23 protein-coding genes are annotated in these 23,116 nt (G+C 64.1%); 14 read left to right on the top strand and 9 right to left on the bottom strand.

The window, feature by feature from the left end:
- Window positions 1-177: 177 nt before the first annotated feature.
- The 8 genes from RBT42_RS06270 (at window position 178) to RBT42_RS06305 (ending at window position 10,830) form a co-directional block, all read left to right on the top strand.
- Complete coding sequence (locus tag RBT42_RS06270; RefSeq protein WP_320363203.1) at window positions 178-1,752, top strand: M48 family metalloprotease; 1,575 nt, start codon at window positions 178-180, stop codon at window positions 1,750-1,752.
- A gap of 419 nt (window positions 1,753-2,171) precedes the next feature.
- On the top strand, window positions 2,172-3,143 hold the full coding sequence (locus RBT42_RS06275; protein WP_320363205.1) for a TerC family protein: 972 nt from the start codon (window positions 2,172-2,174) through the stop codon (window positions 3,141-3,143).
- Between the two features lie 155 nt (window positions 3,144-3,298).
- The gene (locus RBT42_RS06280; protein ID WP_320363303.1) at window positions 3,299-3,553 is read left to right on the top strand and encodes a FeoA family protein; all 255 of its coding nucleotides are present in this window, start codon (window positions 3,299-3,301) and stop codon (window positions 3,551-3,553) included.
- On the top strand, window positions 3,550-5,469 hold the full coding sequence (gene feoB, locus RBT42_RS06285) for a ferrous iron transporter B (RefSeq protein WP_320363207.1): 1,920 nt from the start codon (window positions 3,550-3,552) through the stop codon (window positions 5,467-5,469). Before RBT42_RS06280 ends, feoB begins: the two co-directional genes overlap by 4 nt.
- A gap of 168 nt (window positions 5,470-5,637) precedes the next feature.
- Window positions 5,638-7,920, top strand: coding sequence for a TonB-dependent siderophore receptor (locus RBT42_RS06290; RefSeq protein WP_320363209.1), 2,283 nt, complete (start codon window positions 5,638-5,640; stop codon window positions 7,918-7,920).
- Window positions 7,921-7,991: 71 nt separating this feature from the next.
- On the top strand, window positions 7,992-9,107 hold the full coding sequence (locus RBT42_RS06295; RefSeq protein WP_320363211.1) for an alpha-hydroxy acid oxidase: 1,116 nt from the start codon (window positions 7,992-7,994) through the stop codon (window positions 9,105-9,107).
- Window positions 9,101-9,784, top strand: a complete 684-nt coding sequence (locus tag RBT42_RS06300) for a Fe2+-dependent dioxygenase (RefSeq protein WP_320363213.1) — start codon at window positions 9,101-9,103, stop codon at window positions 9,782-9,784. The genes RBT42_RS06295 and RBT42_RS06300 overlap by 7 nt, the downstream gene beginning before the upstream one ends.
- Window positions 9,785-9,816: 32 nt before the next feature.
- Window positions 9,817-10,830, top strand: a complete 1,014-nt coding sequence (locus tag RBT42_RS06305; protein ID WP_320363214.1) for an extracellular solute-binding protein — start codon at window positions 9,817-9,819, stop codon at window positions 10,828-10,830.
- Window positions 10,831-10,843: 13 nt separating this feature from the next.
- Here the strand turns inward: RBT42_RS06305 and RBT42_RS06310 are convergent, their stop codons facing one another.
- Complete coding sequence (locus RBT42_RS06310) at window positions 10,844-12,109, bottom strand: NADH:flavin oxidoreductase/NADH oxidase family protein (RefSeq protein ID WP_320363216.1); 1,266 nt, start codon at window positions 12,107-12,109, stop codon at window positions 10,844-10,846.
- A 235-nt stretch (window positions 12,110-12,344) separates the two neighbouring features.
- Between RBT42_RS06310 and RBT42_RS06315 the strand changes: the two genes are divergently transcribed.
- Together RBT42_RS06315 and RBT42_RS06320 are read left to right on the top strand one after the other, a co-directional pair.
- Complete coding sequence (locus tag RBT42_RS06315; RefSeq protein ID WP_300157166.1) at window positions 12,345-12,653, top strand: SWIB/MDM2 domain-containing protein; 309 nt, start codon at window positions 12,345-12,347, stop codon at window positions 12,651-12,653.
- Window positions 12,654-12,863: 210 nt separating this feature from the next.
- A complete protein-coding gene (locus RBT42_RS06320; protein WP_320363221.1) occupies window positions 12,864-13,097 on the top strand; it encodes a hypothetical protein in 234 nt (77 codons plus the stop codon).
- A 29-nt stretch (window positions 13,098-13,126) separates the two neighbouring features.
- Here the strand turns inward: RBT42_RS06320 and RBT42_RS06325 are convergent, their stop codons facing one another.
- Genes RBT42_RS06325 through argB form a run of 5 tightly spaced genes read right to left on the bottom strand, consistent with a single transcriptional unit; the run spans window position 13,127 to window position 16,923 of the window.
- On the bottom strand, window positions 13,127-13,627 hold the full coding sequence (locus RBT42_RS06325) for an NUDIX domain-containing protein (RefSeq protein ID WP_320363223.1): 501 nt from the start codon (window positions 13,625-13,627) through the stop codon (window positions 13,127-13,129).
- Entirely contained in the window at window positions 13,620-14,534 is a 915-nt protein-coding gene (locus RBT42_RS06330; RefSeq protein WP_320363224.1) for an ATP-binding protein, read from the bottom strand. Before RBT42_RS06330 ends, RBT42_RS06325 begins: the two co-directional genes overlap by 8 nt.
- 33 nt (window positions 14,535-14,567) lie before the next feature.
- On the bottom strand, window positions 14,568-15,260 hold the full coding sequence (slmA, locus tag RBT42_RS06335) for a nucleoid occlusion factor SlmA (protein ID WP_413785864.1): 693 nt from the start codon (window positions 15,258-15,260) through the stop codon (window positions 14,568-14,570).
- Between the two features lie 20 nt (window positions 15,261-15,280).
- Window positions 15,281-15,985 carry a pyrimidine 5'-nucleotidase gene (locus RBT42_RS06340; protein ID WP_320363229.1) on the bottom strand — a complete coding sequence of 235 codons (705 nt, stop codon included), beginning with the start codon at window positions 15,983-15,985 and terminating at the stop codon, window positions 15,281-15,283.
- Window positions 15,986-16,014: 29 nt separating this feature from the next.
- Window positions 16,015-16,923: an acetylglutamate kinase gene (gene argB, locus RBT42_RS06345; protein WP_320363231.1), complete on the bottom strand. Its 909-nt coding sequence runs from the start codon at window positions 16,921-16,923 to the stop codon at window positions 16,015-16,017.
- Between the two features lie 147 nt (window positions 16,924-17,070).
- Between argB and RBT42_RS06350 the strand changes: the two genes are divergently transcribed.
- Complete coding sequence (locus RBT42_RS06350; RefSeq protein WP_320363233.1) at window positions 17,071-17,364, top strand: copper-binding protein; 294 nt, start codon at window positions 17,071-17,073, stop codon at window positions 17,362-17,364.
- Between the two features lie 33 nt (window positions 17,365-17,397).
- Here RBT42_RS06350 and RBT42_RS06355 read toward each other — a convergent pair whose 3' ends face one another.
- The 3 genes from RBT42_RS06355 to RBT42_RS06365 all read right to left on the bottom strand — a co-directional run bounded on the left by RBT42_RS06355 (window position 17,398) and on the right by RBT42_RS06365 (window position 19,806).
- Window positions 17,398-17,901: a YqaA family protein gene (locus tag RBT42_RS06355; RefSeq protein ID WP_320363235.1), complete on the bottom strand. Its 504-nt coding sequence runs from the start codon at window positions 17,899-17,901 to the stop codon at window positions 17,398-17,400.
- Window positions 17,902-17,986: 85 nt separating this feature from the next.
- Window positions 17,987-18,793: an OmpW/AlkL family protein gene (locus RBT42_RS06360; protein ID WP_320363237.1), complete on the bottom strand. Its 807-nt coding sequence runs from the start codon at window positions 18,791-18,793 to the stop codon at window positions 17,987-17,989.
- A 197-nt stretch (window positions 18,794-18,990) separates the two neighbouring features.
- Complete coding sequence (locus tag RBT42_RS06365; protein ID WP_320363239.1) at window positions 18,991-19,806, bottom strand: OmpW/AlkL family protein; 816 nt, start codon at window positions 19,804-19,806, stop codon at window positions 18,991-18,993.
- Window positions 19,807-20,082: 276 nt separating this feature from the next.
- On the opposite strand from RBT42_RS06365, the gene dusB reads away from it, so the two are divergent.
- The 3 genes from dusB to purH are packed head-to-tail and all read left to right on the top strand — an operon-like array spanning window position 20,083 to window position 23,054.
- Window positions 20,083-21,177 carry a tRNA dihydrouridine synthase DusB gene (gene dusB / locus RBT42_RS06370; protein WP_320363241.1) on the top strand — a complete coding sequence of 365 codons (1,095 nt, stop codon included), beginning with the start codon at window positions 20,083-20,085 and terminating at the stop codon, window positions 21,175-21,177.
- A 5-nt stretch (window positions 21,178-21,182) separates the two neighbouring features.
- Complete coding sequence (locus RBT42_RS06375) at window positions 21,183-21,419, top strand: Fis family transcriptional regulator (RefSeq protein WP_320363242.1); 237 nt, start codon at window positions 21,183-21,185, stop codon at window positions 21,417-21,419.
- A gap of 45 nt (window positions 21,420-21,464) precedes the next feature.
- On the top strand, window positions 21,465-23,054 hold the full coding sequence (gene purH, locus RBT42_RS06380) for a bifunctional phosphoribosylaminoimidazolecarboxamide formyltransferase/IMP cyclohydrolase (protein WP_320363244.1): 1,590 nt from the start codon (window positions 21,465-21,467) through the stop codon (window positions 23,052-23,054).
- Window positions 23,055-23,116 lie beyond the last annotated feature (62 nt).

Genomic DNA, 23,116 nt, shown 5'->3' on the forward strand with positions numbered 1-23,116 from the left:
ATCCGAACTTTGAGACACCCGCAGGCTCTCAAGGACATCGCTTCGCAGCATACTGCAGCGTCCGCCTTGAATCACGCGCTCATGGTTTCGCTTCCTACCTCGGGCCGCCCAGCCCCTCCCTCACCACTGACACCGACTCCGCTTCAGCGTCTGAGACGCTGGCCGTGCGCGCTGGCGATGGTCCTGTGTGCCGTGCCGGTGAGCACCGGCGTGCTGGCGCAGGAGGCACGCACGCCTCCCGCCCCCCTGAACCTGCCCGCGCTGGGTGACTCGGTGGGGCAGGATCTGTCGCCCCGGGCCGAGCGCCGCCTGGGGGACCGCATCATGCGCGCCATCCGCAGCGACCCGGCCGTGATCGACGATCCACTGGTGCTGGAGTATGTGCAGGCGCTGTGGGATGACCTGCTGAGGGCGGGCCGCCAGCGCGGTGAGATCGGCCCGGATCTGGAGGACAGCCACGCCTGGGAGCCCTTCCTGGTGCGCGACAAGTCGGTGAACGCGTTTGCGCTGCCCGGGGGCTACATCGGGGTGCACCTGGGCCTGATGGCGATGACCACGACGACGGACGAGTTGGCCTCGGTGCTGGCGCACGAGTTATCGCACGTGACGCAACGCCACATCGCCCGCATGATGGGGCAGCAGGCGCGCACCTCGTGGATGAGCATGGCCTCGATGGTGCTGGGCATCCTGGCGGCCAGCCGCAACCCGGCCGCCGCCCAGGCCCTGATCTATGGCGGTCAGGCGGCCACGATCCAGGGGCAGTTGAACTTTTCGCGTGACATGGAGCGCGAGGCCGACCGGGTCGGATTCACAGTGTTGTCGGAAGCCGGCTTTGAGCCCGGCGGCATGGCACGCATGTTCGAACACCTGCAACAGGCTTCGCGCCTCAATGACGACGGCAGCTTTCCCTATCTGCGCACCCACCCGCTGACCAGCGAGCGCATTGGCGAGGCCCGCGCCCGCATGGGGCCCGATGGCTGGACCCAGGCGCTGCGAGCGCGACCGTCGGAGCACCAGCGCACAGCCTGGCATGCGTTGATGTCGGCACGCGCACAGGTGCTGATGGACCCGCGCAGCGATGCCTTGCACCGCCTGGCCACCTTGACCCCGCCAGAGGGCGCCAGCGCGCTGCAGCGGGTGCGTGTGCACTACACCGTGGCCTTGGCCAAGCAACGCACAGGCCAGACCGCCGGAGCCACTGCGGCCATGGATCAGGCACGTCAGGCCACTTTGAGCCTGCCGGCGTCCCAACAACCCCTGGTGTGGCGCATTCTGACCTTGAGCGAGGCCGAAGGGCTGCTCGAGGCCCAGCGTCCCCGGGAGGCGGTGGCCGCGCTGAAACGCCCCGCTTTGGCTTCGCCGATGGCGGCGCCCGAGGCCGGTCGCCCCGAGTTGCTGCTGAACGCGCGTCTGGCGCTGGCGCAACCCGCGTCGGGCAGCCAGGCAAACCAGTGGCGTGACGCGGCCAACCAGTTGCAGACCCATCTGAGCCAGCACCCGCACGATGCCGCCGCCTGGGCCTTGCTGTCGGAACTGTGGCGCCGACTGGAACAACCGCTGCGCGCCATCCGGGCCGATGCCGAAGCCACCGCAGCGCTGGGCGACCTGCCCGGCGCCATCGACCGGATCCAGGGTGCGCACCAGCGCTTCCGTCGCCCCGATGCGGCCGATGTGATCGAGCTGAGCGTGATGGACGCCCGCCTCAAGGTCTGGCAGCGCCAGCAGCGCGAGGACCTGCGCGACGACAACTGAGTTTATCCCTGTCGATGGCTTGGTTATTTACTATTTGCGAATGATTCGCATTAACATACGTGCAAGCGGTCACAAGGTCTCCTTGGGTCGCCAGCGACACCAGCCATGGTGTAGGTGGGGTGTGGGGCTCCACCTTCTTTTCCTTCGCCGCCAAGGGGCCAGCTCCTTGGCGGCCTTTTTTTGCCTACCGCCCCACCCACGCATCCGGGATCACCAACTTCGGTATCATCGGCGCTGACCGAAGGGGGAGTAGCACCACGCTCACGCGCGGGTGATGCCTCGTCAACACGTTGGGTGCCCGAGCGAGCCACCCATCCGGGGCACTCGGCAGACGCCTGTCTGCTTTGCAAGACCTTTCGGCGCTTCATGCTGCGCAGCCCATGGTGGGTTGCCCATGTTCGTGCCGACAGGAGATTTGCATGCACACCCTCGCACCACTGTGGTTGTGGTCCGTTTTCATCGTCTTTGTGTTGCTGGCCTTGTTCGTGGACTTTGTCGTCCTCAAGAAACAAGGTGCGCATGAGGTCACCGTGCCGGAGGCCATCCGCTGGTCGGCCATCTGGGTGGCCCTGAGCCTGGCGTTCAACGTGCTGTTGTGGTGGGCCTTTGCGCAGGATCAGGGCGCGGCGGTGGCGCACACCAAGGCCGTCGAGTTCCTCACCGGCTACCTCATCGAGAAATCGCTGGCGGTGGACAACATCTTCGTCTTCCTGATGATCTTCACCTACTTCTCGGTGCCCGCGGCCTACCAGAAGCGGGTGCTGATGATCGGCATCATCCTGGCCATCGTGCTGCGCACGGTGATGATCCTGATCGGCGGTTGGCTGATCGCGGAGTTCCACTGGATCCTGTATGTGTTCGGCGCCTTCCTGCTGTTCACCGGCATCAAGATGTGGCGCGGGGCCGATGAGGAGTCCGATCTGGAAGACAACCCCGCACTGAAGATCTTACGCAAGGTCATGCCCGTGAGCAAGCACTTCGATGGCGAGCGCTTCTGGACCGTGCAGAACGGCGCCCGCATTGCCACCCCGCTGCTGCTGGTGGTGACCCTGGTCGGCTTCACCGACGTGATCTTTGCGGTGGACTCGATTCCCGCCATCTACGCGATCACGGCCGACCCTTTCATCGTGCTGACGTCCAACATCTTCGCCATCCTGGGCCTGCGGGCGATGTTCTTTCTGCTGGCGGCGATGGCGGCCAAGTTCCACCTGCTGAACTATGGCCTGGCGGTGATTCTGGTCTTCATCGGCACGAAGATGCTGGTGATCGACTTCTACAAGATTCCGGTGCTGGTCTCGCTGGGGGTGGTGATCGGCATCCTGGCCATCACGATGATCTGGAGCGTCAAGACCGCGCCGAAGATTGGCGGGAGCAAGACCGTCGAGCGCTGAGGCCGCGGGTCGCCGCACCGGCTGCGGCGACCACACGGTGCGGACGAGAATCATTCTCGTTACAATGGGGCATCGGGTTCCTTCGGTCTCGCATGCCCTCATGCGGGGCCGCATGCTGTTTGCCTATGTCTGCGCCCTCCTCCGCCACGGCCCTCATGCCGTTGAGCCAACTCCCTTCGCACCGCACGGCCCTCGTCACCGAGGTGATCCCGCCGGAACACAGCCCTGAATGGGGGCGCCTGCTGGCCGAGATTGGCTTCATGCCAGGCGAGCATGTGCAGATCATGGCACGCGCCATGCCCGGGGGTGACCCGCTTGTGGTGCGCGTGGGCGACTCCACTTTTGCCTTGCGCCGCGCCGAGGCCGACTGCATCCACGTGCGCGTGAACGAGCTGAAAGCTGCCCCATGAAAGAAGCCGTCGTCCATGTGCACCGCGGCGGCCCCTTGGTCGCGCTGGTGGGCAACCCCAATTGCGGCAAAACCGCCCTGTTCAACCGCCTGACCGGCAGCCATCAGAAAGTGGCCAACTATGCCGGCGTGACGGTGGAGCGCAAGGAGGGCCGACTGGTGACGCCAGCGGGCAAGGTCTTGCGCCTGCTGGACCTGCCGGGGGCCTACAGCCTTCACCCTCGCTCACTCGACGAGTCGGTGACGGTGAATGTGCTCAATGGGCACGCCAAGGGTGAGAAGCGCCCGGACCTGGTGGTGTGCGTGGTGGATGCCACCCACCTGCGACGAAATCTGCGCCTGGTTCTGGCCGTCAAGCGCCTGGGGTTGCCGTGCGTGGTGGCGCTGAACATGGTGGACCTGGCCCAGCGCCGCGGGTTGCACATCGACCCGCAGGCCTTGAGCGTCGAGTTGGGAGTGCCGGTGGTGAAGACCGTGGCCGTGCACAACCATGGCGCCGAGGAGCTTAGGCAGTTGCTGGACGACACCAGCATCTGGGGCCGCACCGCACCCGAGGCCTTCGCAGCCAGCCACACCGCGCCCCCCGCGGCCGCGCCTGCCCGTCCCGAGACGGATTCGCGAGGCGACCATGAGGCCGTGCGCGGCATCCTGCAACGACTGGGACTGGACACCAGCGTGCCGCACCTGCTGAGCGATCGGATCGACCGCATGGTGCTGCACCCGGTGGTGGGCCCCCTGTTGCTGGCAGCGGTGCTCTTCCTGGTGTTCCAGGCCGTGTTTGCCTGGGCCGAAACGCCCATGGGCTGGATCGAAGCAGCCACATCGTGGTTCGGTGAAGCCCTGGGCAGACTGCTGCCGTCGGGCTGGCTGCGCAGCTTGCTGGTAGACGGCCTCGTGGCGGGCTTGGGCGGGGTGGTGGTCTTCCTGCCCCAGATCGTGATCCTGTTCTTTTTCATCCTGATCTTGGAAGAGTCGGGCTACCTGCCGCGTGCGGCCTTCCTGCTGGACCGCCTGATGGGCTCGGTAGGTCTGTCGGGCCGCTCCTTCATCCCTCTGCTGTCGAGCTTCGCCTGCGCGATTCCCGGGATCATGGCCGCGCGCACCATTGCCAACCCGCGCGACCGCATGGTCACCATCCTGATCGCGCCCATGATGACCTGCTCGGCACGCCTACCTGTGTACGCGCTGCTGATCGGGGCCTTTGTGCCCAACCGTGAGCTGGCCGGCGGACTGTCGCTGCAGGGTCTGGTGCTGTTTGGCCTCTATGTGGCCGGCATTGCAGGAGCCATGGCCGTGGCCTGGGTGCTCAAACAGTTCACCACCCGGGGGCAAGTGCGCAGCCTGATGATGGAGCTGCCAACCTACCACTGGCCGAACCTGCGCAACGTGGCCGTGGGGCTGTGGCAACGGGTGCAGATTTTCATGCGCCGCGTGGGGGGCATCATCCTGACACTGACCGTCTTGCTGTGGTTCCTCTCCAGCTTCCCCGCACCACCAGTCGGCGCGACGGCGCCCGCGATCGAGTACAGCCTGGCCGGGATGCTGGGCAAGGCCCTGGCCGTGGTGTTCGAGCCGATTGGTTTCAACTGGCAGATCAGCATCGCCTTGGTGCCCGGACTGGCGGCCCGCGAAGTGGCGGTGAGCGCACTGGGCACGGTGTACGCGCTGTCAGGCGTGGCCGATGGTGCCACCGATGCGCTCATCCCCATCCTGCAGCAAGACTGGTCACTGGCCACCGCCCTGTCGCTGCTGGCCTGGTACGTGTTCGCGCCGATGTGCCTGAGCACGCTGGCCACCATCAAGCGTGAAACGGGCGGCTGGAAGATGGCGCTGATCGCAGGGGGCTATCTGTTCGTGCTGGCGTATGTGGCGTCGTTTGTGACGTATCGGGGGGCGTTGATGTTGGGGGCGGGGTGAACACACCCGACTGAACAGGCGCGTGCGTGGATACAACGCACCGCTTTACATCGCAATTGCGAATCGTTATCATTTGTTATTGATTTCAATCAATCAGCCGCTCGATCTCTTGATGAGCGACCGACCGTCTTCGCGCTTCCATTCAGATTCACCATCTTTCTCCGCCACATGACGACCTCCAACCTGAAACGTCCGCGCAGCCTGCGCGTCGCCAGCACCACGCCATCGACCCCTCTCGCCCGCACGACGCTGGCCATTGGTGCCACAACAGCCCTGCTGCTGCCGACACTGGTCTCGGCTCAAGAAGTGGTGGAAGTCAAACCCGTGAGCGTCACGGTGCGCGCACCGGACCACAACCCGCACGGCGAACCCGGTGCCGCCTACAAGGCCAGGACATCGGGTGACGAGCGTCGTGTCAAGCCGCTGGCTGAAACCCCGGCCACCATCACCGTGCTGACACAGCAGCAACTGCTGGACACAGGCCGCACGGACCTGCGCGAGATCCTGCGCACCCAACCCGGCATCACCCTGGGCACCGGTGAGAACGGCAACGCCTTCGGTGACCGCTACATCATCCGCGGCCAGGAAGCACGCTCCGACGTGTTCGTCGACGGCCTGCGCGACCCCGGCATGACCGTGCGCGAATCCTTCGCCACCGAGCAAGTGGAAATCACCAAGGGCCCCAGCGCGACCTTCGCAGGCCGTGGCGCCACCGGCGGCGCCGTCAACTCCATCACCAAACAAGCCACCACCGACGCCGACTTCACCAAGCTGTCGGCTGGCGTGGGCACCGATGATTTTTACCGTCTGACACTGGACGCCAACCACGCCTTCAGCGACGACACCGCCTTGCGCGTGAACCTGTTGAAGGCCTATCAGGAAGTGCCGGATCGCGGCCCGGCCGATCGGGAACGCCAAGGTGTCGCGCTGTCCTTGCACCACAAGCTGACCGACAAGCTCAACATCACCGCCGACTACTACCACCTGGAAGGCGAAGACCAACCCGACCTGGGTTCATGGTTTGTGGATGGCCAACCCCGCGAAAACGTTCCGGTCTATGTTCAATCGGAAGACTTCCTCAAGTCAACGATCGACACGTTCACCCTCCGCATGAACTATCAGGTTGATGATCAAACCAAGGTGAGCAACCTCACCCGTTACGGGACAACCGAGAATGGCTACGTTGTCACCGGTGCCAAAGACGCGATCTCGCCTGCTGGCGCGATCGCCTTGAGCACGCATCAGGGACGACAAGAAGTTGCCTACTTTGCCAATCAGACCAACCTGCATCTGGAACGCACCTTCGCGGGCATGAAGCACGCGATGATCTTCAGCCTGGAGTTGTCTGATCACGCAGTCGACAATGGCAGATACAACATCACCAACGGTAACGCAACCAACTGCACGTCCTCAGGTCGAAGCGGCCCCACTCCGGCGCACTGCTTGCGCTACGAAGGCGACCGCAATGCCATCAACCGCACGATCAGCAAAGGCGCCAAAACCAGCGAATGGCTCAACAAAACGGTGGCAGTGTCAGCAATGGACGCCATTGACATCAATGATCAGTGGACCGTTTTCGGCGGCGTAAGGCTGGATCGCATCGACTACAGCAACACGAATAGCGGCGCACGCTATTCGCTCCATGACACCCTGACCAACTACCAAGCCGGCGCCACCTACAAGTTCCTGCCACACGCCAACGTATACGTTAACTACAGCACCGGAAGCGATTTCAACGGTGGCGAATCCGATGTGACCAGTTGCGGATATGGTGGACTGTGCTTGCCAGGAGGCTCGGCCACGCTGGATCAGAAGCTTCAATACTTCTCGGACAACAGCAAGCCCGAGAAGTCCGAGAACATCGAACTGGGCACCAAATGGAACCTCATGGGCGGCAAGCTGCTGGCCACGGCAGCCCTCTTCCGGGTGACCAAGTCTGATGTGATGGAGCAGACCACGTCCGACAACTACTCCCAAGAAGGTGCGCTCAACACCGGCAAGTACCGCGTACAAGGCTATGAGTTGGGACTCGCGGGCAACCTGACCAGCAAGCTCAGTGCGCAGGCGGGGGTGGCCGTGATGGACTCGGAGATTCTGGCGTCGACCACCGCCTCCAATGTCGGCAAGGGCCTGGCCAATTTCGCCAAGAACACCGCATCGGTGCTCTTGAACTACAAGTTGACACCCAAGTTCAGCTTTGGCGGCACCTACACTTACCAAAGCCACAAGTACTCCGGCAGCCCTGAATCTGTGGCGGGGTCTCGCAAGGTGCCAGGGTACGGTTTGGTGGATCTGTTTGCGTCGTACAGGTTCAACCGCAACCTGAGTGCACGCGTCAACATCGGCAACGTGTTGGACAAGAAGCACTACCTCGCCACATACACATCCGGCACCTTCACCTACCTGGGTGATGCCCGCAACGTGCGCGCGACCTTGAACTACGACTTCTAAGAGACTGCGACAATCTGGCCGGACCCTGTGTCCGGCCATTCGTGTTTGCACGTCACACCAGTCATCCGAGCATGTCTCACACTTTGAGCCAGATCCCGCCCGACATCCTGGTCGCCCGTGACTACGAAGGAGCGGCACGCGAGCGGCTGTCGAGCAGCGTTCTGGACTACATTGCCGGCGCGAGTGGCGAAGAGCGCACGCTACACGCCAACACACAGGCCTTTGCACAGGCCTGGCTCAGCCCACGCCTGCTGCGTCCCTTGACGCAGGGACACACCCACCTGAACCTGCTGGGACAAGCGCTTCCTCATCCCATCTTGCTGGCCCCGGTGGCCTACCAGAAACTGGTGCACCCTCAGGGCGAAATGGCCAGCGCCCAGGCTGCCACCGCGATGGATGCCTGCTTCGTCACCAGCACCCTGTCTTCTATCCCGATGGAGGAGATCGCGCAGGCCGCGTCGCGCAAATGGTTTCAGCTGTACTTTCAGCCAGACCGCGCCGTGACGCTGGACCTGGTGCATCGGGCCGAGCAGGCTGGCTACAGCGCTCTGGTGGTCACCCTGGACACCACCATCAAAGCCCCCAGCCTGCGCTTGCAGCGCCAGGGCTTCGTGCTGCCCAACGACATCCAGGCGGTCAACCTCAGCCCCTACCCTCAGCCGCCCACACGGACCTTGAACGAAGGTGACAGCATCATCTTCCAAGGCTTCATGGCCGATGCCCCCACCTGGGACGACCTGGCATGGTTGGTGCGCCACTGCCAACTGCCGGTGGTGGTGAAAGGCGTGTTGCGCCCTGACGATGCAAAAGCCCTGCAAGCGATGGGCGTGGCGGCGCAGATTGTGTCCAACCATGGTGGGCGCGCCCTGGATGGCGTACCGGCCAGCCTGAGCGTGCTGCCAGCCATCCGCGCGGCCTTAGGCCCTGACTACCCCTTGCTGCTCGACAGTGGCATCCGCAGCGGCAGCGACATCTTCAAGGCGATCGCCTTGGGCGCCCACGCCGTGCTGATCGGTCGCCTGCAGGTTTACGCCTTGGCTGTGGCCGGGGCACTGGGCGTGGCCCATCTGCTGCGCACCTTGCGCGAAGAGCTGGAGTTGTGCATGGCCCAGGCCGGCTGCGCCACCCTGGCGGACATCACCCCGGATCTAATCCATTCGTCCGGCAACGGAGTCGCCCCATGCTGATCCCCATCGAGAATGTTCTGAGCAATGATGAAGTCCGGCAATTCCGTGACGTGCTGGCACGTGCCACATGGCAAGACGGCAGCCAAACGGCTGGCACCTTGGCGCGCAGCGTCAAACAGAACCAGCAACTGGACGACGGCTCAGAAGCAGCGGTGCAGTTGGGCAACCACGTGCTGCGCCGCCTGGGGAGCATGCCCACGTTCATCTCGGCCGCCCTGCCCAAGAAAATCTACCCACCCAAGTTCAACCGATACGCGGACGGTGGCACCTATGGCGCCCATGTCGACAGCGCCGTCATGCAGGTGCCCGGCACGAACATCACGGTCCGCAGCGACCTGTCTGCCACATTGTTCCTGGCCGAGCCTGACGAGTACGACGGTGGTGAGTTGGAGATCGAAGGCCCGTTCGGCGTCCAGTGCGTCAAGCTCGCTGCGGGCGACATGGTGCTGTACCCCTCGTCCAGCCTGCACCGCGTGACACCGGTCACCCGGGGGGCACGCATCGCCTCGTTTTTCTGGATAGAGAGCATGGTTGGCGACGAAGGCGAGCGCTCCCTGCTGTTCGATCTGGACGAAGCCATCCAGGCCCTCACGCCCCTGACCGAACCCGACGACCCGCGCCTGCTCAAGCTGACCGGCGTGTATCACAACCTCCTGCGCCGCTGGGCCAGCACCTGAGCCCCGCGGCCCCCCTTTCATCGGACCACCTCATGATCAAGCAACTTGTCCTGTCCCTCTCTGTGATGGCTGCGTGTGTCGGCGCGCATGCCAAAGATCAGGTGTTGAACCTGTACTCTGCACGCCACTACCAAACCGATGAAGCGCTCTACAGCAATTTCACCCAGCAGACTGGCATCAAGATCAACCGGCTCGATGGCCGCGCCGAGGAGTTGCTCGAGCGCATCCGCAACGAAGGCGCCAACAGCCCCGCCGATGTGCTGATCACGGTCGATGCGGCCAACCTGGCTGTGGCCGATGCCTGGGGCATCTTTGCACCCGTCAAATCCAAGGTTCTGGAGGCACGGATCCCCGCGCACCTGCGCTCGCCCACCTGGTTCGCCTTCTCGACACGTGCGCGCGTGATCATCTACAACCGCAAGCAGGTCAAGCCCGCCGACGTGTCCACCTACGAGTCGCTGGCAGACCCCAAGCTCAAGGGTTTGGTCTGCAGCCGCTCCGGCAATCACCCCTACAACCTCTCACTGGTGGCCGGCCTGGTGGCCCACAACGGTGAAGCCAAAACCGAGCAATGGGCACGGGGCATGGTGGCCAACTTCGCGATGCCGCCGCGCGGTGGCGACAATGATCAGATCAAGTCGGTGGCTTCAGGCGAATGCGGTGTCGCCGTCTCCAACACCTATTACCTGGCCCGCTTTCTCAACTCGGAACGCGTGGAAGAGCGCAATCTGATCAAGCGCCTGGGCATCGTCATGCCCAACCAGGCCAGCTATGGCACGCACGTCAATGTATCCGGCGCCGGTGTGATCAAGACGTCCAAGAACAAGGAAGCCGCCATTCGCTTCCTCGAATACCTGGCCAGCGACGAAGCACAACGCTACCTGGCAGAAGGCAACAACGAGTGGCCTGCCGTCCCCGGTGTCAAGATCGACAACGAAGGGCTGGACGACCTCGGCGCCTTCAAGGCCGACACGCTGCCCCTGAACGTGCTGTCCAGCCACCTGGTCACCGCGCAGAAGTTGCTGGACCGCGCTGGCTATCGCTGAGTTGCGGCCGTGATCAAGACGTGGCCCGCAAACGCGTTGGCCGCTTCTTGCGCCCCAGCCCCATCTGCTTGAACACCGTCTTCAAGAACACCCACAAGCCACTCTCATTCGGCCGGGGCGCCTCGCCACGGCCGATGCGCTTGAGCTGTCCGGTGTACCAGCTCACCTCCATCAGCCCCATGCGGTCGATCATGGGGATGCCCGTCTTGATGGGGCGCACCTGCTGACGGGGTGCCTGCCCCGCCAGCAGGCGGTTGACCACATCGGGCTCGATCCCCACGGCCCGCGCCAGGCCCACCATGTCCACCGCCCCTGAGGTGATCGCGGCCGCCATCCCCTCCAGCGACCGAAACCCGCCGGTCACCACCAGCGGCACAGACACCGCCTGTCGGGCCTTCTCGGCAAAGGCCAAGAAGTAGGCCTCGCGTTGTCGGGTGCTCTCCTTCCCCGGCGCGCCTGCGGTCTTCACGCCGGTCATCGCAGGGGCTTCGTACGTGCCGCCGGAAATCTCGATCAGATCGATGCCGGCCTCTGCCAGGGCGCGGATGGTGTCGAGCGACTCCTCTTCGGTGAAGCCGCCACGCTGAAAGTCGGCCGAGTTCAGCTTGATGCCGATCGGGAAATCGGCGCCGACGGCTTCGCGCATCGCGGCCAGCACCGCCAGCACAAAGCGACGACGCCTCTCCGGTGTGCCACCCCACTCGTCGGTGCGCTGGTTGTGATGCGGCGAGAGGAACTGGCTGACCAGATAACCGTGCGCACCGTGGATCTGCACGCCGGTGAAGCCAGCGCGCTGGACGATACCCGCCGCTCGGCCAAAGCGTGCGATCAACTCGCGCACCTCGGCATCGGTGAGCGCGCGCGGCGTCGGAAAAAAGGCCTGCATGTCCTGGCGAAACGGCACGGCCGATGGCGCCACGTTCTCCTGGTTCAAACCCTTGGGGGCCTGCTTGCCGGGATGGTTGAGCTGCACCCAGCACTGCGTGCCCTGCCGCGTGGCCGCCGTCGCCCAGGCTTGCAGCGCGGCCATCTGGCTATCGTCCTCGATGACAACGTTGCCGGGCTCCCCCAAGGCGCGCCGGTCGATCATCACATTGCCCGTGATGCACAGGCCCACGCCCCCGTCGGCCCAGGTGCCATACAGGCGAGCCAGCTCCGGCGTGGCATGCCCCTGGCGTGTGCCCAGCGCCTCGCTCATCGCCGATTTACAAATGCGGTTCTTCAACACACCCCCACGAGGCAGTGACAGGGACTGGGCCAGGACAGCTTGAGGCAACATTCAGGACTCCAATAAAATAGGACAACCCGCGGAAAGCACGCCCCCGGATTGAACACGAAAGTCCGCGAGATGACGGTTTTCGGGGGGCACAACACGGTACAAAGGGTGTCACGGCCCCGTTTTGCCCAGGAAAAGCATTACCATCCCAAAGGCAAGTCCCAGAGAGGCGCTCGCATCAGCGGGCCTGCGCCTGGGCTCGAATCAGATCTGACTCACCAAAATTGGAGTGATACACATGGCAACTGCAAAGAAAGCCCCGGCCAAGGCCGAAGGCACCAAGGCTCCCGCAGCCAAGCGCGCCCCCAATGCGGCTTTCCTCAAGCCTCTGACCCCCAGCCCGCTGCTGGCAGCCGTGATCGGCGCCGCCCCGCTGCCCCGCACCGAGGTCACCAAAAAGGTCTGGGAATACATCAAGGCTCACAACCTGCAAGACGCGGCCAACAAGCGCAACATCAATGCCGATGCCAAGCTCAAGCCCATCTTCGGCAAGGACCAGGTCACCATGTTCGAACTGACCAAGCTGGTCAGTCAGCAACTGAGCTGATCCCATACCTGCCACCGGCTGTGCTGACGAGCCCAGCCCGTGACACGCCTCAAGCCCGGCCCTGCCGGGCTTTTTTCATGCTCGCCACAGGGAAGCTACGGAGAGCGTCGCCCTGAGGGGTGACGCACAATGTGCCGCGCTGCCCCACGCCGGGCCGCGCCCGATGCCCAACAGGTATCCGTCTTTGTGAACCACTTTCAGGAGAACCCCATGTGGAAGATTTTGGTGGCCTTTGTGGCCTTCGCGGCCCTGGCCATTTTCGTGCTGATGAAGAGCGGTGGCGACATCGACATGGGCGGTGAAAAGCACGGCATCGAAGTGGAACACAGCGACAGCGCCGCGTCGGCCGTGGCAGCCCCCGCCAGCGAAGCCGCTCCAGTGGCCAGCGAAGCCGCTGCGGTGGTGGAAGCTGCCTCGGCTGTGGCCAGCGCCGCCAGCAACTGATCGAGCGCGCCTCGCTGGAGGCGCTGCGCTCAACCCGGCTCGCCCACCTGATGGTGGGTCAAGCCGGTGTGGCCCCGCTCCGCGGCCAGCCACTGCAACACCGGGATGGTGCCCGGCAAGACCGGTCCCACCTCCACCGGCAGCGTCTGCCAGGCCATGTGCTGCGACTCCTTCATTTCAAACTCACCCTGCCATTCGTACACCTTGCAGAAATGCAGGCGCACGCGCGCGTGCGGGTAGTCCATCAGCTCCACCTGCCAGGGATGGGTCTCGCCAATGGTGACGCCGATCTCTTCGTGCAACTCGCGACGCAGGGCCTGCTCGACCGATTCACCGGCCTCCAGCTTGCCGCCCGGAAACTCCCAGTAGCCCGCATACACCTTGCCTTGCGGCCGTGAGGTCAGCAGGAAGCGGCTCTCGCGCCCCTGGGCATCGCGCTCGATCAGCACGCCGACAGCCACCTCGACCGGCGTGCGGTCGGTGGCGTCCATCACGTGATAGGACTTGCGCTCGGTCGAGGCCTCAGACATGGCCGGCCCCGGTGTGGTCGCGGCCAGCGTAATCGCGGGCGAACTGGTAGGCCACGCGACCCGAACGTGAACCGCGCTCCAGCGCCCACAGCAGAGCCTGCGGGCGGGCCACGTTCATCACGTCGTCGGGCAAGCCGAAGTGGCTCAGCCACTGCGCCACGATGGCCAGGTATTCGTCTTGGGTGAAGGGGTAGAAGCTGATCCACAGGCCGAATCGCTCGGACAGGGAGATCTTCTCCTCCACGCCTTCACCGGGGTGCAGCTCGCCATCGCTGGTGTGCTTGTAGGTGGCGTTGTCAGAGTGGTATTCGGGCAGCAGGTGGCGGCGATTGGAAGTGGCCATCAGCAGCACGTTGCCCCCACCGGCAGACACGGTGCCATCGAGGATGGACTTGAGTGCCTTGTAGCCAGGCTCGCCCTCGTCGAAGCTCAGGTCGTCACAGAAGATGATGAAGCGCTCAGGACGGGTGCTCACGAGTTCGATCAGATCAGGCAGGTCGATCAGGTCGACCTTGTCGACCTCGATCAGGCGCAGGCCCTGGGCAGCATGGGCTTGCAGACCTGCCTTGACCAGCGAGGACTTGCCGGTACCGCGGGCACCCGACAGCAACACGTTGTTGGCCGGCTTGCCCGCCACGAACTGCGCGAGGTTGCGGGCGAAGCGCTCCTTCTGGGTGTCCACCTCCTGCAAATCGGCATAGGTGATGTGGGCCACGTGGCGCACTGGCTCCAGGCGGCCAGCCGCCCAGGCCTGCCCGCTGCGCTTGCGATAGCGGAAGGCCACCGAGGCCGACCAGTCGGGTGCCAGAACGGCATGTTGAGAAGAAGGCAGCAAGGCATCCAGTCGCGTCACCAGCGACTCGGCACGCTGCAGCAGGGAAATCAGGGCAGGGTCAAGCGTCGTCATGCGGGCAGTGTAGCGACTGCCGCGCTCACACGCTCAGCGCAGCAGTTGCTGCACGCTGGCGTCCAGGTGCTCGGTGGGCAGGCGCTGAAACCCGCTGCGCACAAAACGCTGCAATCGACCCAACAGGAAACTCACCGCAAGCGAGGCCGCCGCCTGGGCATCGACTGTGGGCGTGAGCGAGCCACGCGCGTCGGCCACAGCCTTGTGGCTCTGGCGCAGCAGGGATTCCAGCCGATCCCACAGCTGGTTGACGCGCACCGACAGCCGCGCGTGCTCCAGGATGAGCGCATCGCCCACCATCACGCGGCACATGCCGGGGTTCTTCTGCGCGAATTGCAAGACCAGCGCCAGCAGACGGGCTACCTGCTGAGCCGGATCGGGCTCACGTGACTGGATCTGGTTGGCGAGCGTGAACAGGCTGTCTTCGATGAAGGCAATCAGGCCCTCGAACATCTGCGCCTTGCTGGCGAAGTGACGGTACAGGGCCGCTTCGCTGACCTGCAGGTGCTTGGCCAACACTGCCGTGGTGATGCGGTCGGCCTCGGGTTGCTCCAACAGGGTGGCCAGGGCGCGCAGGATCTGTTCACGCCGCTCGCCAGGCTTGGGGCGTTTGCGCGTGATGGGGGTGTCCGGCGTGGTTGCGGGGTGGGCAGAGGAGGACAACGGGGAGGAAGGCACCGCAGACGCTGCGGCCTGTGCCGCCTGGGGTGAGTACGCGTCCGACATCCTGCCTCCCTGTGTGGTGATCATCGACGTGCCGTGCGGGCCCAGCGGTGCAGGGTCCGTAACTTTTTGATTCTGACACACACCCATGACGGGCGGCCGTGCAGCGGCACGCCCAGCTCCGGGCCGTGCGGGTTGTGGCGCAGGTAGTGCTGCATCCACACGGTGCGCAGGCCGAGGCTGCGCGCACTCTTGAGGTTGGCCACCGTGTCTTCGACCAGCACGCAGCGGTGAGCAGGCAAGCGGTGGCGCGCCAGCACGACGCGCATCATGCGGGCATCGGGCTTGGGCCGCAGGTCGCCGAACACGCGCATGCCCTCGATCGAGATGACGCCCTCAAAACACGAGGCCAGATCGAGCGCGGTGAGCACGCGCTTGGCATAGTCGGCCGGCGCATTGGTGAGCAGAAACTTGCGTCCCGGCAGGCTGTGCAGCGCTGCGCGGTCCACCGGGGGGATGTGCAGCTGCGCTTCCAGCCCGGGCAGCGTGTGGGTCTGGGCCAGGAAGTGCGCCGCGCGGATACCGTGGTGCTTCTCCAGTCCCAGCAAGGTGGCGCCATAGCGGCGCCAGTAGTGCATGCGCAGCCGATCGGCCTCGCCGTGCGCCAGACCCAGGTACTGCACGATGTAATCGGTCATCGAGCGGTTGAGCCGCCCGAACACGGCCCGGCTGGCATCGTGCAGGGTGTTGTCGAGGTCGAACAACCAGATGGGGGCGGCCCCACTCATGCACGCCCCATCGCTCTGTCGCATCGCGATCAGTGCGAACGGATCATGGTGCCGTAAGCCTGCTCGGTCAGGATCTCGAGCAGCATGGCGTGCGGCACGCGTCCATCGACGATGTGCACGGCGTTGACGCCGCTCTTGGCTGCATCCAGCGCGCCGGCGATCTTGGGCAGCATGCCCCCGCTGATGGTGCCGTCGGCGACCAGTTCGTCAATGCGCCGCGCGGTCAGATCGGTCAGCAGATTGCCTTCCTTGTCGAGCACGCCCTTGATATTGGTGAGCAGCATGAGCTTTTCAGCCTTGAGGATCTCGGCCAGCTTCGATGCGACCAGGTCCGCGTTGATGTTGTAGCTCTCGTTGTGTTCGCCAAAGCCGATGGGACTGATCACGGGGATGAACTGGTCGTCTTGCAAGGCCTTGACCACGCTGGGGTCAATGGCTTCGATCTCGCCCACCTGGCCGACGTCGTGCTCCTTGCTGGCATCTTCCAGGTCCACCAGCTTGAGCTTGCGGGCGCGGATCATGCCGCCGTCGCGACCGGTCAGGCCCACGGCCTTGCCGCCGGCGGCGTTGATCAGGCCCACGATGTCTTGCTGCACCTCACCGGCCAGCACCCACTCCACCACTTCCATGGTTTCTTCGTCGGTGACGCGCATGCCCTGAATGAACTGGCCCTTCTTGCCGATCTTGTTGAGCGCGGCATCGATCTGCGGGCCGCCCCCGTGCACCACCACGGGGTTGAGCCCGACCAGCTTGAGCAGCACCACGTCTTCGGCAAAGTCGGCCTGCAGGGCCGGGTCGGTCATGGCGTTGCCGCCGTACTTGATGACGATGGTTTTGCCGTGGAACTTGCGGATGTAGGGCAAGGCCTGCGCCAGGATCTCCGCCTTGTCACGGGGAGCAATATGGGCAACGAGGTCGGGCTGGGCAGAGTTGGGCATGGCGTGCGCGCAAAGAGGGTGGAAGGGAAAGACAAAGTGGCATTTTAGAAGGCGGCAGGCCTCCTTGTGCGCCCATCCGGTCAACCCAGACCTGCCACGAACGTTTCATACATACTGTCGATCTTGTTTTCGACAGAGGAGCACGCCGTGAAGCACACCCTGACCCGCACCCTCGGTGGCCTGATTCTGGGCCTGAGCGTGGCCCTGAGCGTTCAGGCGCAACCTGTGGATGGTGAAGTCAAGAAGATCGACCTGGAGGCCGGCAAGGTCACGCTCAAGCATGGCCCGATCCAGAACCTCGACATCCCGGCCATGCAGATGGCGTTCCGGGTGGCCAACCCGGCCTGGCTGCAAACTCTGCAGGTGGGCGACAAGGTGACGTTTGAAGCCGACAAGGTGGGCGGCCAGTTCACCGTCACGGCCATCAACGTGCGCAAGTGAGTCGGGCGCCCATCGCGCGGTTGTGGGCGGCGATCAAAAAGCCCAAACGAGGACACCGGTCATCATGATGTAGCGGGCCAGTTTGCCCACAGCCATGTAGGCCACACAAGGCCAGAAGGGCAGGCGCAACCAGCCTGCCAAGGCACACAGGGGGTCGCCCACCACGGGCAGCCACGACAGCAGACAGGCCTTGGGGCCGAAACGCGCCAACCAGGCCAGCGCTTGGCCATGGCCGCGGCCCTGAGGGAGATGGCCTCGAGGATGTGCGTGCCGCCAGTGCTCGACCGTGCGATGCGCCCCTGCCCCCATCCACCAGGAAATAGCGCCACCGACGGTGTTGCCCACGGCGGCCACCAGCACCGCGTGCCAGAACAGTTCAGGCTGTGCCTGGACCAGCGCGAACACCGCCGGCTCGGAGCCCATGGGCAGCAGGGTGGCCGACACCATGGCCACCAGGAACACCGCCGGCAAGCCCACCGATGGCAGGGCCAGCCAAGTCAGTGTGCTTGCAAGGAGGGGGGGCATCCAGCTTTCCATGCGCGAGATTGTGAGGCTGGAATGAAGAAAGCCCCTGCGGACAGGGGCTTGGGTGTGCTGAGATCCGTGCGGACTTCGCGACCGATCAGAAGCTGTATGCCACGACCGCGGCAAACACCGAGGGGTGGAAGCGATAGGTCGCCTTCTGCGAGCTGTGATCGGTGTACGTCGTCAGATTGTGCTTGACGGCCGCCGTCATCCAGCTGGCCTGCAGCGACCAGTTCTGGTCGAGCTGGTAGGTGACGCCAGTCTGGAAGGCCAGACCGGTGGAGTCGGACAGCTTCACGCGCACGCCACCGTCATGGTAGAGCTCATCACCCACCGCGTTGGTCGAGGACTTGAAGGTGGTGTGGTTGACGCCCACGCCCACCCAGGGGCGCAGGGCATTGGTCTTGTCACCGAACTTGTAATTCAGGAACAGGGTGGGCGCCCATTGGCGGACGCCGGCAACGACGAGGCCGTTGTTGGCATTGAGTTTCTTGCCAACGCCATTTTTCACGTCGTCGAGCGAAATCACATTGTTCGTGACCAGGTACGCCCCTGTTGGAGACAACTGATCCGCCGAAGCGGTCAACTGAGGGTTGTTCACGCGCAGCTTCACATCGTGCTTGGGCGGGTAGCCCAGGCGCAGCTCGACCGCCCAGTTGTCGTTCAGCGCGCGCTCAATGCTGAACATCAGCGTGTCCTGCGTTTGCACTTCCAGGCTCACACCAGATGACACCGCAACGTTGCCCAGGTAACCGCCTGCAGCCTGGTTGTAAGCCGGCAGGGTGCCCTTCAGATCTGAGCTGGTCGCACGTGGGTCAATGGAGCCGTAGCCCAGCTTGATGGTGTAGCCCGACTGGGCGAACGCGGAGCCGGCCGTCAGGGTAGCGGCCAGGGAAAGGGACAAGAGATGGAACTTCATTTGAAAGGCGCGACGCGCGTCAGAGAGATCAAGGCAAGCGTTGCATTTTATTTGCAACGATTGCATAACCAATGCAATCATTTGCATTCAATGACACGGGTTTACCCTTGATTGGCGCTGGAGTGCCTCCGCAAACGAACATGCCCGCACGGGGCGGGCATGGACTCAAAGACGCGCGGTGATCAGAACTTGCGGCCCACCGTGAGCATCCAGATGGATGGGTTGAACTTGTAGCTGGCCCGATGAACGCTGTCCGCGTTGTCCGTGTTGATGCGGATCTTGTTCCTCACCTGCGCGGTGGCATAACCGGCACTGATCAGCCACGTATCGTCAAGGTGATAGCTCATCCCCACCTGCAGCGCCAGCCCCCAGGAATCGGAAACCTTGGTCCGCACCTTGCCGTCGTTGTAGAACGTCTCTCCATCCCTGGTGGGCTCGGGCTTGACATGCGTGAAGTTGACGCCCACGCCCACATATGGGCGCCAAGTGCTCTGTGGCGTACCAAACTTGTAGTTGATGAACGCGGTCGGTGCGAACTGCTTGAGCTTGGCCACCACTTTGCCGTCGTACGAGGCGATGTGCTTGGCACCCACCACAGTGCCGGCAGTAACTCCCGCAGCAGCATATGGTGCGGGTATGGCCGTTGGATCAAGCGACGCGAGCGTCTTGACGCGCTCATTGTTCATCCGCATTTTTACGTCATGCTCGGGCGGAAAACCTAGAAACAACTCGCCCTCCCAGTTGTCGCCGAAAGAACGAGCGATGCTGAAGATGAACGCGGTCTGAGGCTGCACCTCCAACTGGATGTTCGCGTCCACATCTTTGTTCACGGCGGAAGGAAAACCAGGCGGCTTGATGGCCATCCGCCCCGTGATGTCACTGCTCGTCGCATTGGGATTGATATACGCCGCCCCCACCTTGAAAGTGTATTGCTGCGCACTGGCCGACGTGACCAGCAGGGTGGCCGCCACGGCCAGGGACAGAGGCATCAACTTCATAGGTCTCTCCACATGCAGGGATACGTTGGAAAAGCGACATGGCATGCCATGGCAAGCACCTTCATCCTACGTAACGCATGACGCTTGATGCCGGGTGTTTACGCTTACGTCACCCATCAGGTTTTCCCCACCCAGGCTGCGGCGCCACAACAAGCCGCTTCCACGCCGCGGGGTCGAAAAATCACGCACGCCGGCGTTTCGCCGGGCTATAATCTGCCTCTTTTTTAAGCAGCCCTGATCGCCCGCCGGTCGGGGCTTTGCCTCTTTCAGGCCCGCATGAACGCCTCTCACCCCACCCTCAGCGCCCTCGCGGTCGGCAACGTCATGTTGCCGAACCGCCTGTTCGTGGCGCCCATGGCCGGGGTGACGGACCGCCCGTTTCGCCAGTTGTGCAAGAGCCTGGGCGCGGGCTACGCGGTCAGCGAAATGGTGACGTCGCGCAAGGACCTGTGGCACACGCTCAAGACCTCGCGCCGCGCCAACCACGAGGGTGAAACCCGCCCGATCGCCGTGCAGATTGCCGGCACGGATGCGGCCATGATGGCCGAGGCGGCCGCCTACAACATCGACCGCGGCGCGCAGATCATCGACATCAACATGGGCTGCCCGGCCAAGAAGGTGTGCAACAAATGGGCAGGCTCGGCCCTGATGCAGGACGAGCCGCTGGCCTTGCAGATCGTGGAAGCGGTGGTGGCTGCCTGCGCGCCTCACAACGTCCCGGTGACGCTGAAGATGCGCACCGGCTGGAGCCAGCAGCACAAGAATGCCGAGCGCATCGCCCGCGCGGCCGAGCAGGCCGGCGTGGCCATGCTGACCGTGCACGGCCGCACCCGCGAGCAGGGCTACAAAGGTCAGGCCGAGTACGACACGATCGCCGCCGTCAAGGCCGCTGTGCGCGTGCCAGTGGTGGCCAATGGCGACATCACCACACCCGAAAAGGCGCTGGCCGTGCTGCAGCACACCGGTGCCGACGCGATCATGATCGGCCGCGCCGCGCAAGGCCGCCCCTGGATTTTTGGTGACATCGCCCACTACCTGGCCACCGGCACGCACCGCGCCGCGCCGCTGACGCAGCAGGTCAAGCAGTGGCTGCTGGCCCACCTCGACGACCACTACGGCCTGTACGGCGAGTTCGCCGGCGTGCGCACCGCCCGCAAGCACATCGGCTGGGCCGTGCGCGCCCTGCCCGGCGGCGAGGCCTTTCGCACCCTCATGAACGCGCTCGACAGCTGCGCCGCGCAGGTGCAGGCCGTGGCCGACTATTTTGATGAACTCAGCCTCGGCCACGATCGCCTGCCCGCTGGGGCCGTGGACGTGAGCGAGGACGACGACGCGCAGGAGGCCAGGGAGGCCGCCTGCACAGCGAACTGACCGATATGAGCAAGAAGAACATCCAAGACTGCATCAAGGACAACCTGGAAGGCTACTTCCACGACCTGCGTGGCGCCGAGCCGCACGCCGTGTACGACATGGTCGTCAATGCGGTGGAGCGACCGATGCTGGAAGTGGTGATGCAACGTGCCGAGGGCAACCAGTCCAAGGCGGCCGACTGGCTGGGCATCAACCGCAACACCCTGCGTCGCAAGCTGCTGGAGCACAAGCTCATCAAGTGAACCTGTTTTTGCATCCCCACGATCTTTGAACTGAAGGAAGACCCCATGGCCTTGACCGCCTTGCTGTCCGTGTCCGACAAGACCGGCATCGTTGAATTTGCCCAGGCGCTGAACGCCCAGGGCGTGCGCCTGCTGTCCACCGGCGGCACCGCCAAGCTGCTGGCCGAAAAGGGCCTGCCCGTGACCGAGGTGTCGGAAATCACCGGCTTCCCTGAAATGCTGGACGGCCGCGTCAAGACGCTGCACCCGCGCGTGCACGGTGGCATCCTGGCCCGCCGCGACCTGCCCGAGCACATGGCCGCGCTGAAGGAACACGGCATTGACACCATCGACATGCTGGTCGTCAACCTCTACCCCTTCGCCCAGGCCACCGCCAAGGCCGACTGCACGCTGGAAAACGCCATCGAGAACATCGACATCGGCGGCCCCACCATGCTGCGCGCTGCGGCCAAGAACTGGCAGGACGTAGCCGTGATCATCGACCCGGTGGACTACGAACAGGTGCTGTCGGAGATGAAGGCCGACGGCATCACCCGTTCGACCAAGTTCATGCTGGCCAAGAAGGTGTTCGCCCACACCGCCGCCTACGACGGCATGATCACCAACTACCTGACTTCGCTGGAAGCCGGGGCCGAACTGGCCACCGAAGCCGTGCCCGCCAAGGCCGAGTACCCCGCCGTCTACAACCTGCAGCTGCACAAGGTGCAGGGCATGCGTTACGGCGAGAACCCACACCAGTCGGCCGCGTTCTACCGCGAAGCCGCTTCCGTGGTCAGCACCCTGGCCAACTGGACGCAGATTCAAGGCAAGGAGCTGTCCTTCAACAACATCGCCGACGCCGATGCCGCATGGGAATGCGTGAAGGCCTTTGAAGCCCCGGCTTGCGTGATCATCAAGCACGCCAACCCCTGCGGCGTGGCCGTGGGCGCCGGTCCGCTGCAGGCCTACACCCAGGCTCTGAAGACCGACCCGACCTCGGCCTTCGGCGGCATCATGGCCTTCAACCGCGTGGTGGACGTGGACGTGATCGACGCCATCAACGCCAACAAGCAGTTCGTGGAAGTGGTGATCGCGCCGAAGTTCACCGATGCGGCCCGTGCTGCCTATGCCTCGAAGCAGAACGTGCGTCTGCTGGAAGTGCCGCTGGACGACGCCACCCGCAAGCTGGGCAACGCCCTGGACTTCAAGCGTGTGGGCGGCGGCATGCTGCTGCAATCGGCTGACAACATCGACATCGTCGGCGACATCAAGGTCGTGACCAAGCTGCAGCCCACCGAGCAGCAAATGAAGGACATGCTGTTTGCCTGGACCGTGGCCCGCTTCGTCAAGAGCAACGCCATCGTGTTCTGCAAGGACGGCATGACCATGGGCGTGGGCGCCGGCCAGATGAGCCGTCTGGACTCCGCACGCATTGCCTCGATCAAGGCCCAGCACGCGGGTCTGAGCCTGCAAGGCACCGCCGTGGCGTCGGACGCTTTCTTCCCGTTCCGCGACGGTCTGGATGTGGTGGTCGATGCAGGTGCAACCTGCGTGATCCATCCGGGTGGTTCGATGCGCGACGACGAAGTCATCGCTGCAGCCGACGAGCGTGGCATTGCCATGGTCTTCACCGGCACGCGTCACTTCCGTCACTGATCCCTCACGGATCGGCGTGGGCCCCTGGCCTGCGCCGGCAGCTGTACCAAGGCCCTTCGGGG

The sequence above is a fragment of the Aquabacterium sp. genome, from assembly GCF_034003525.1.
Lineage (GTDB): Bacteria > Pseudomonadota > Gammaproteobacteria > Burkholderiales > Burkholderiaceae_C > Aquabacterium.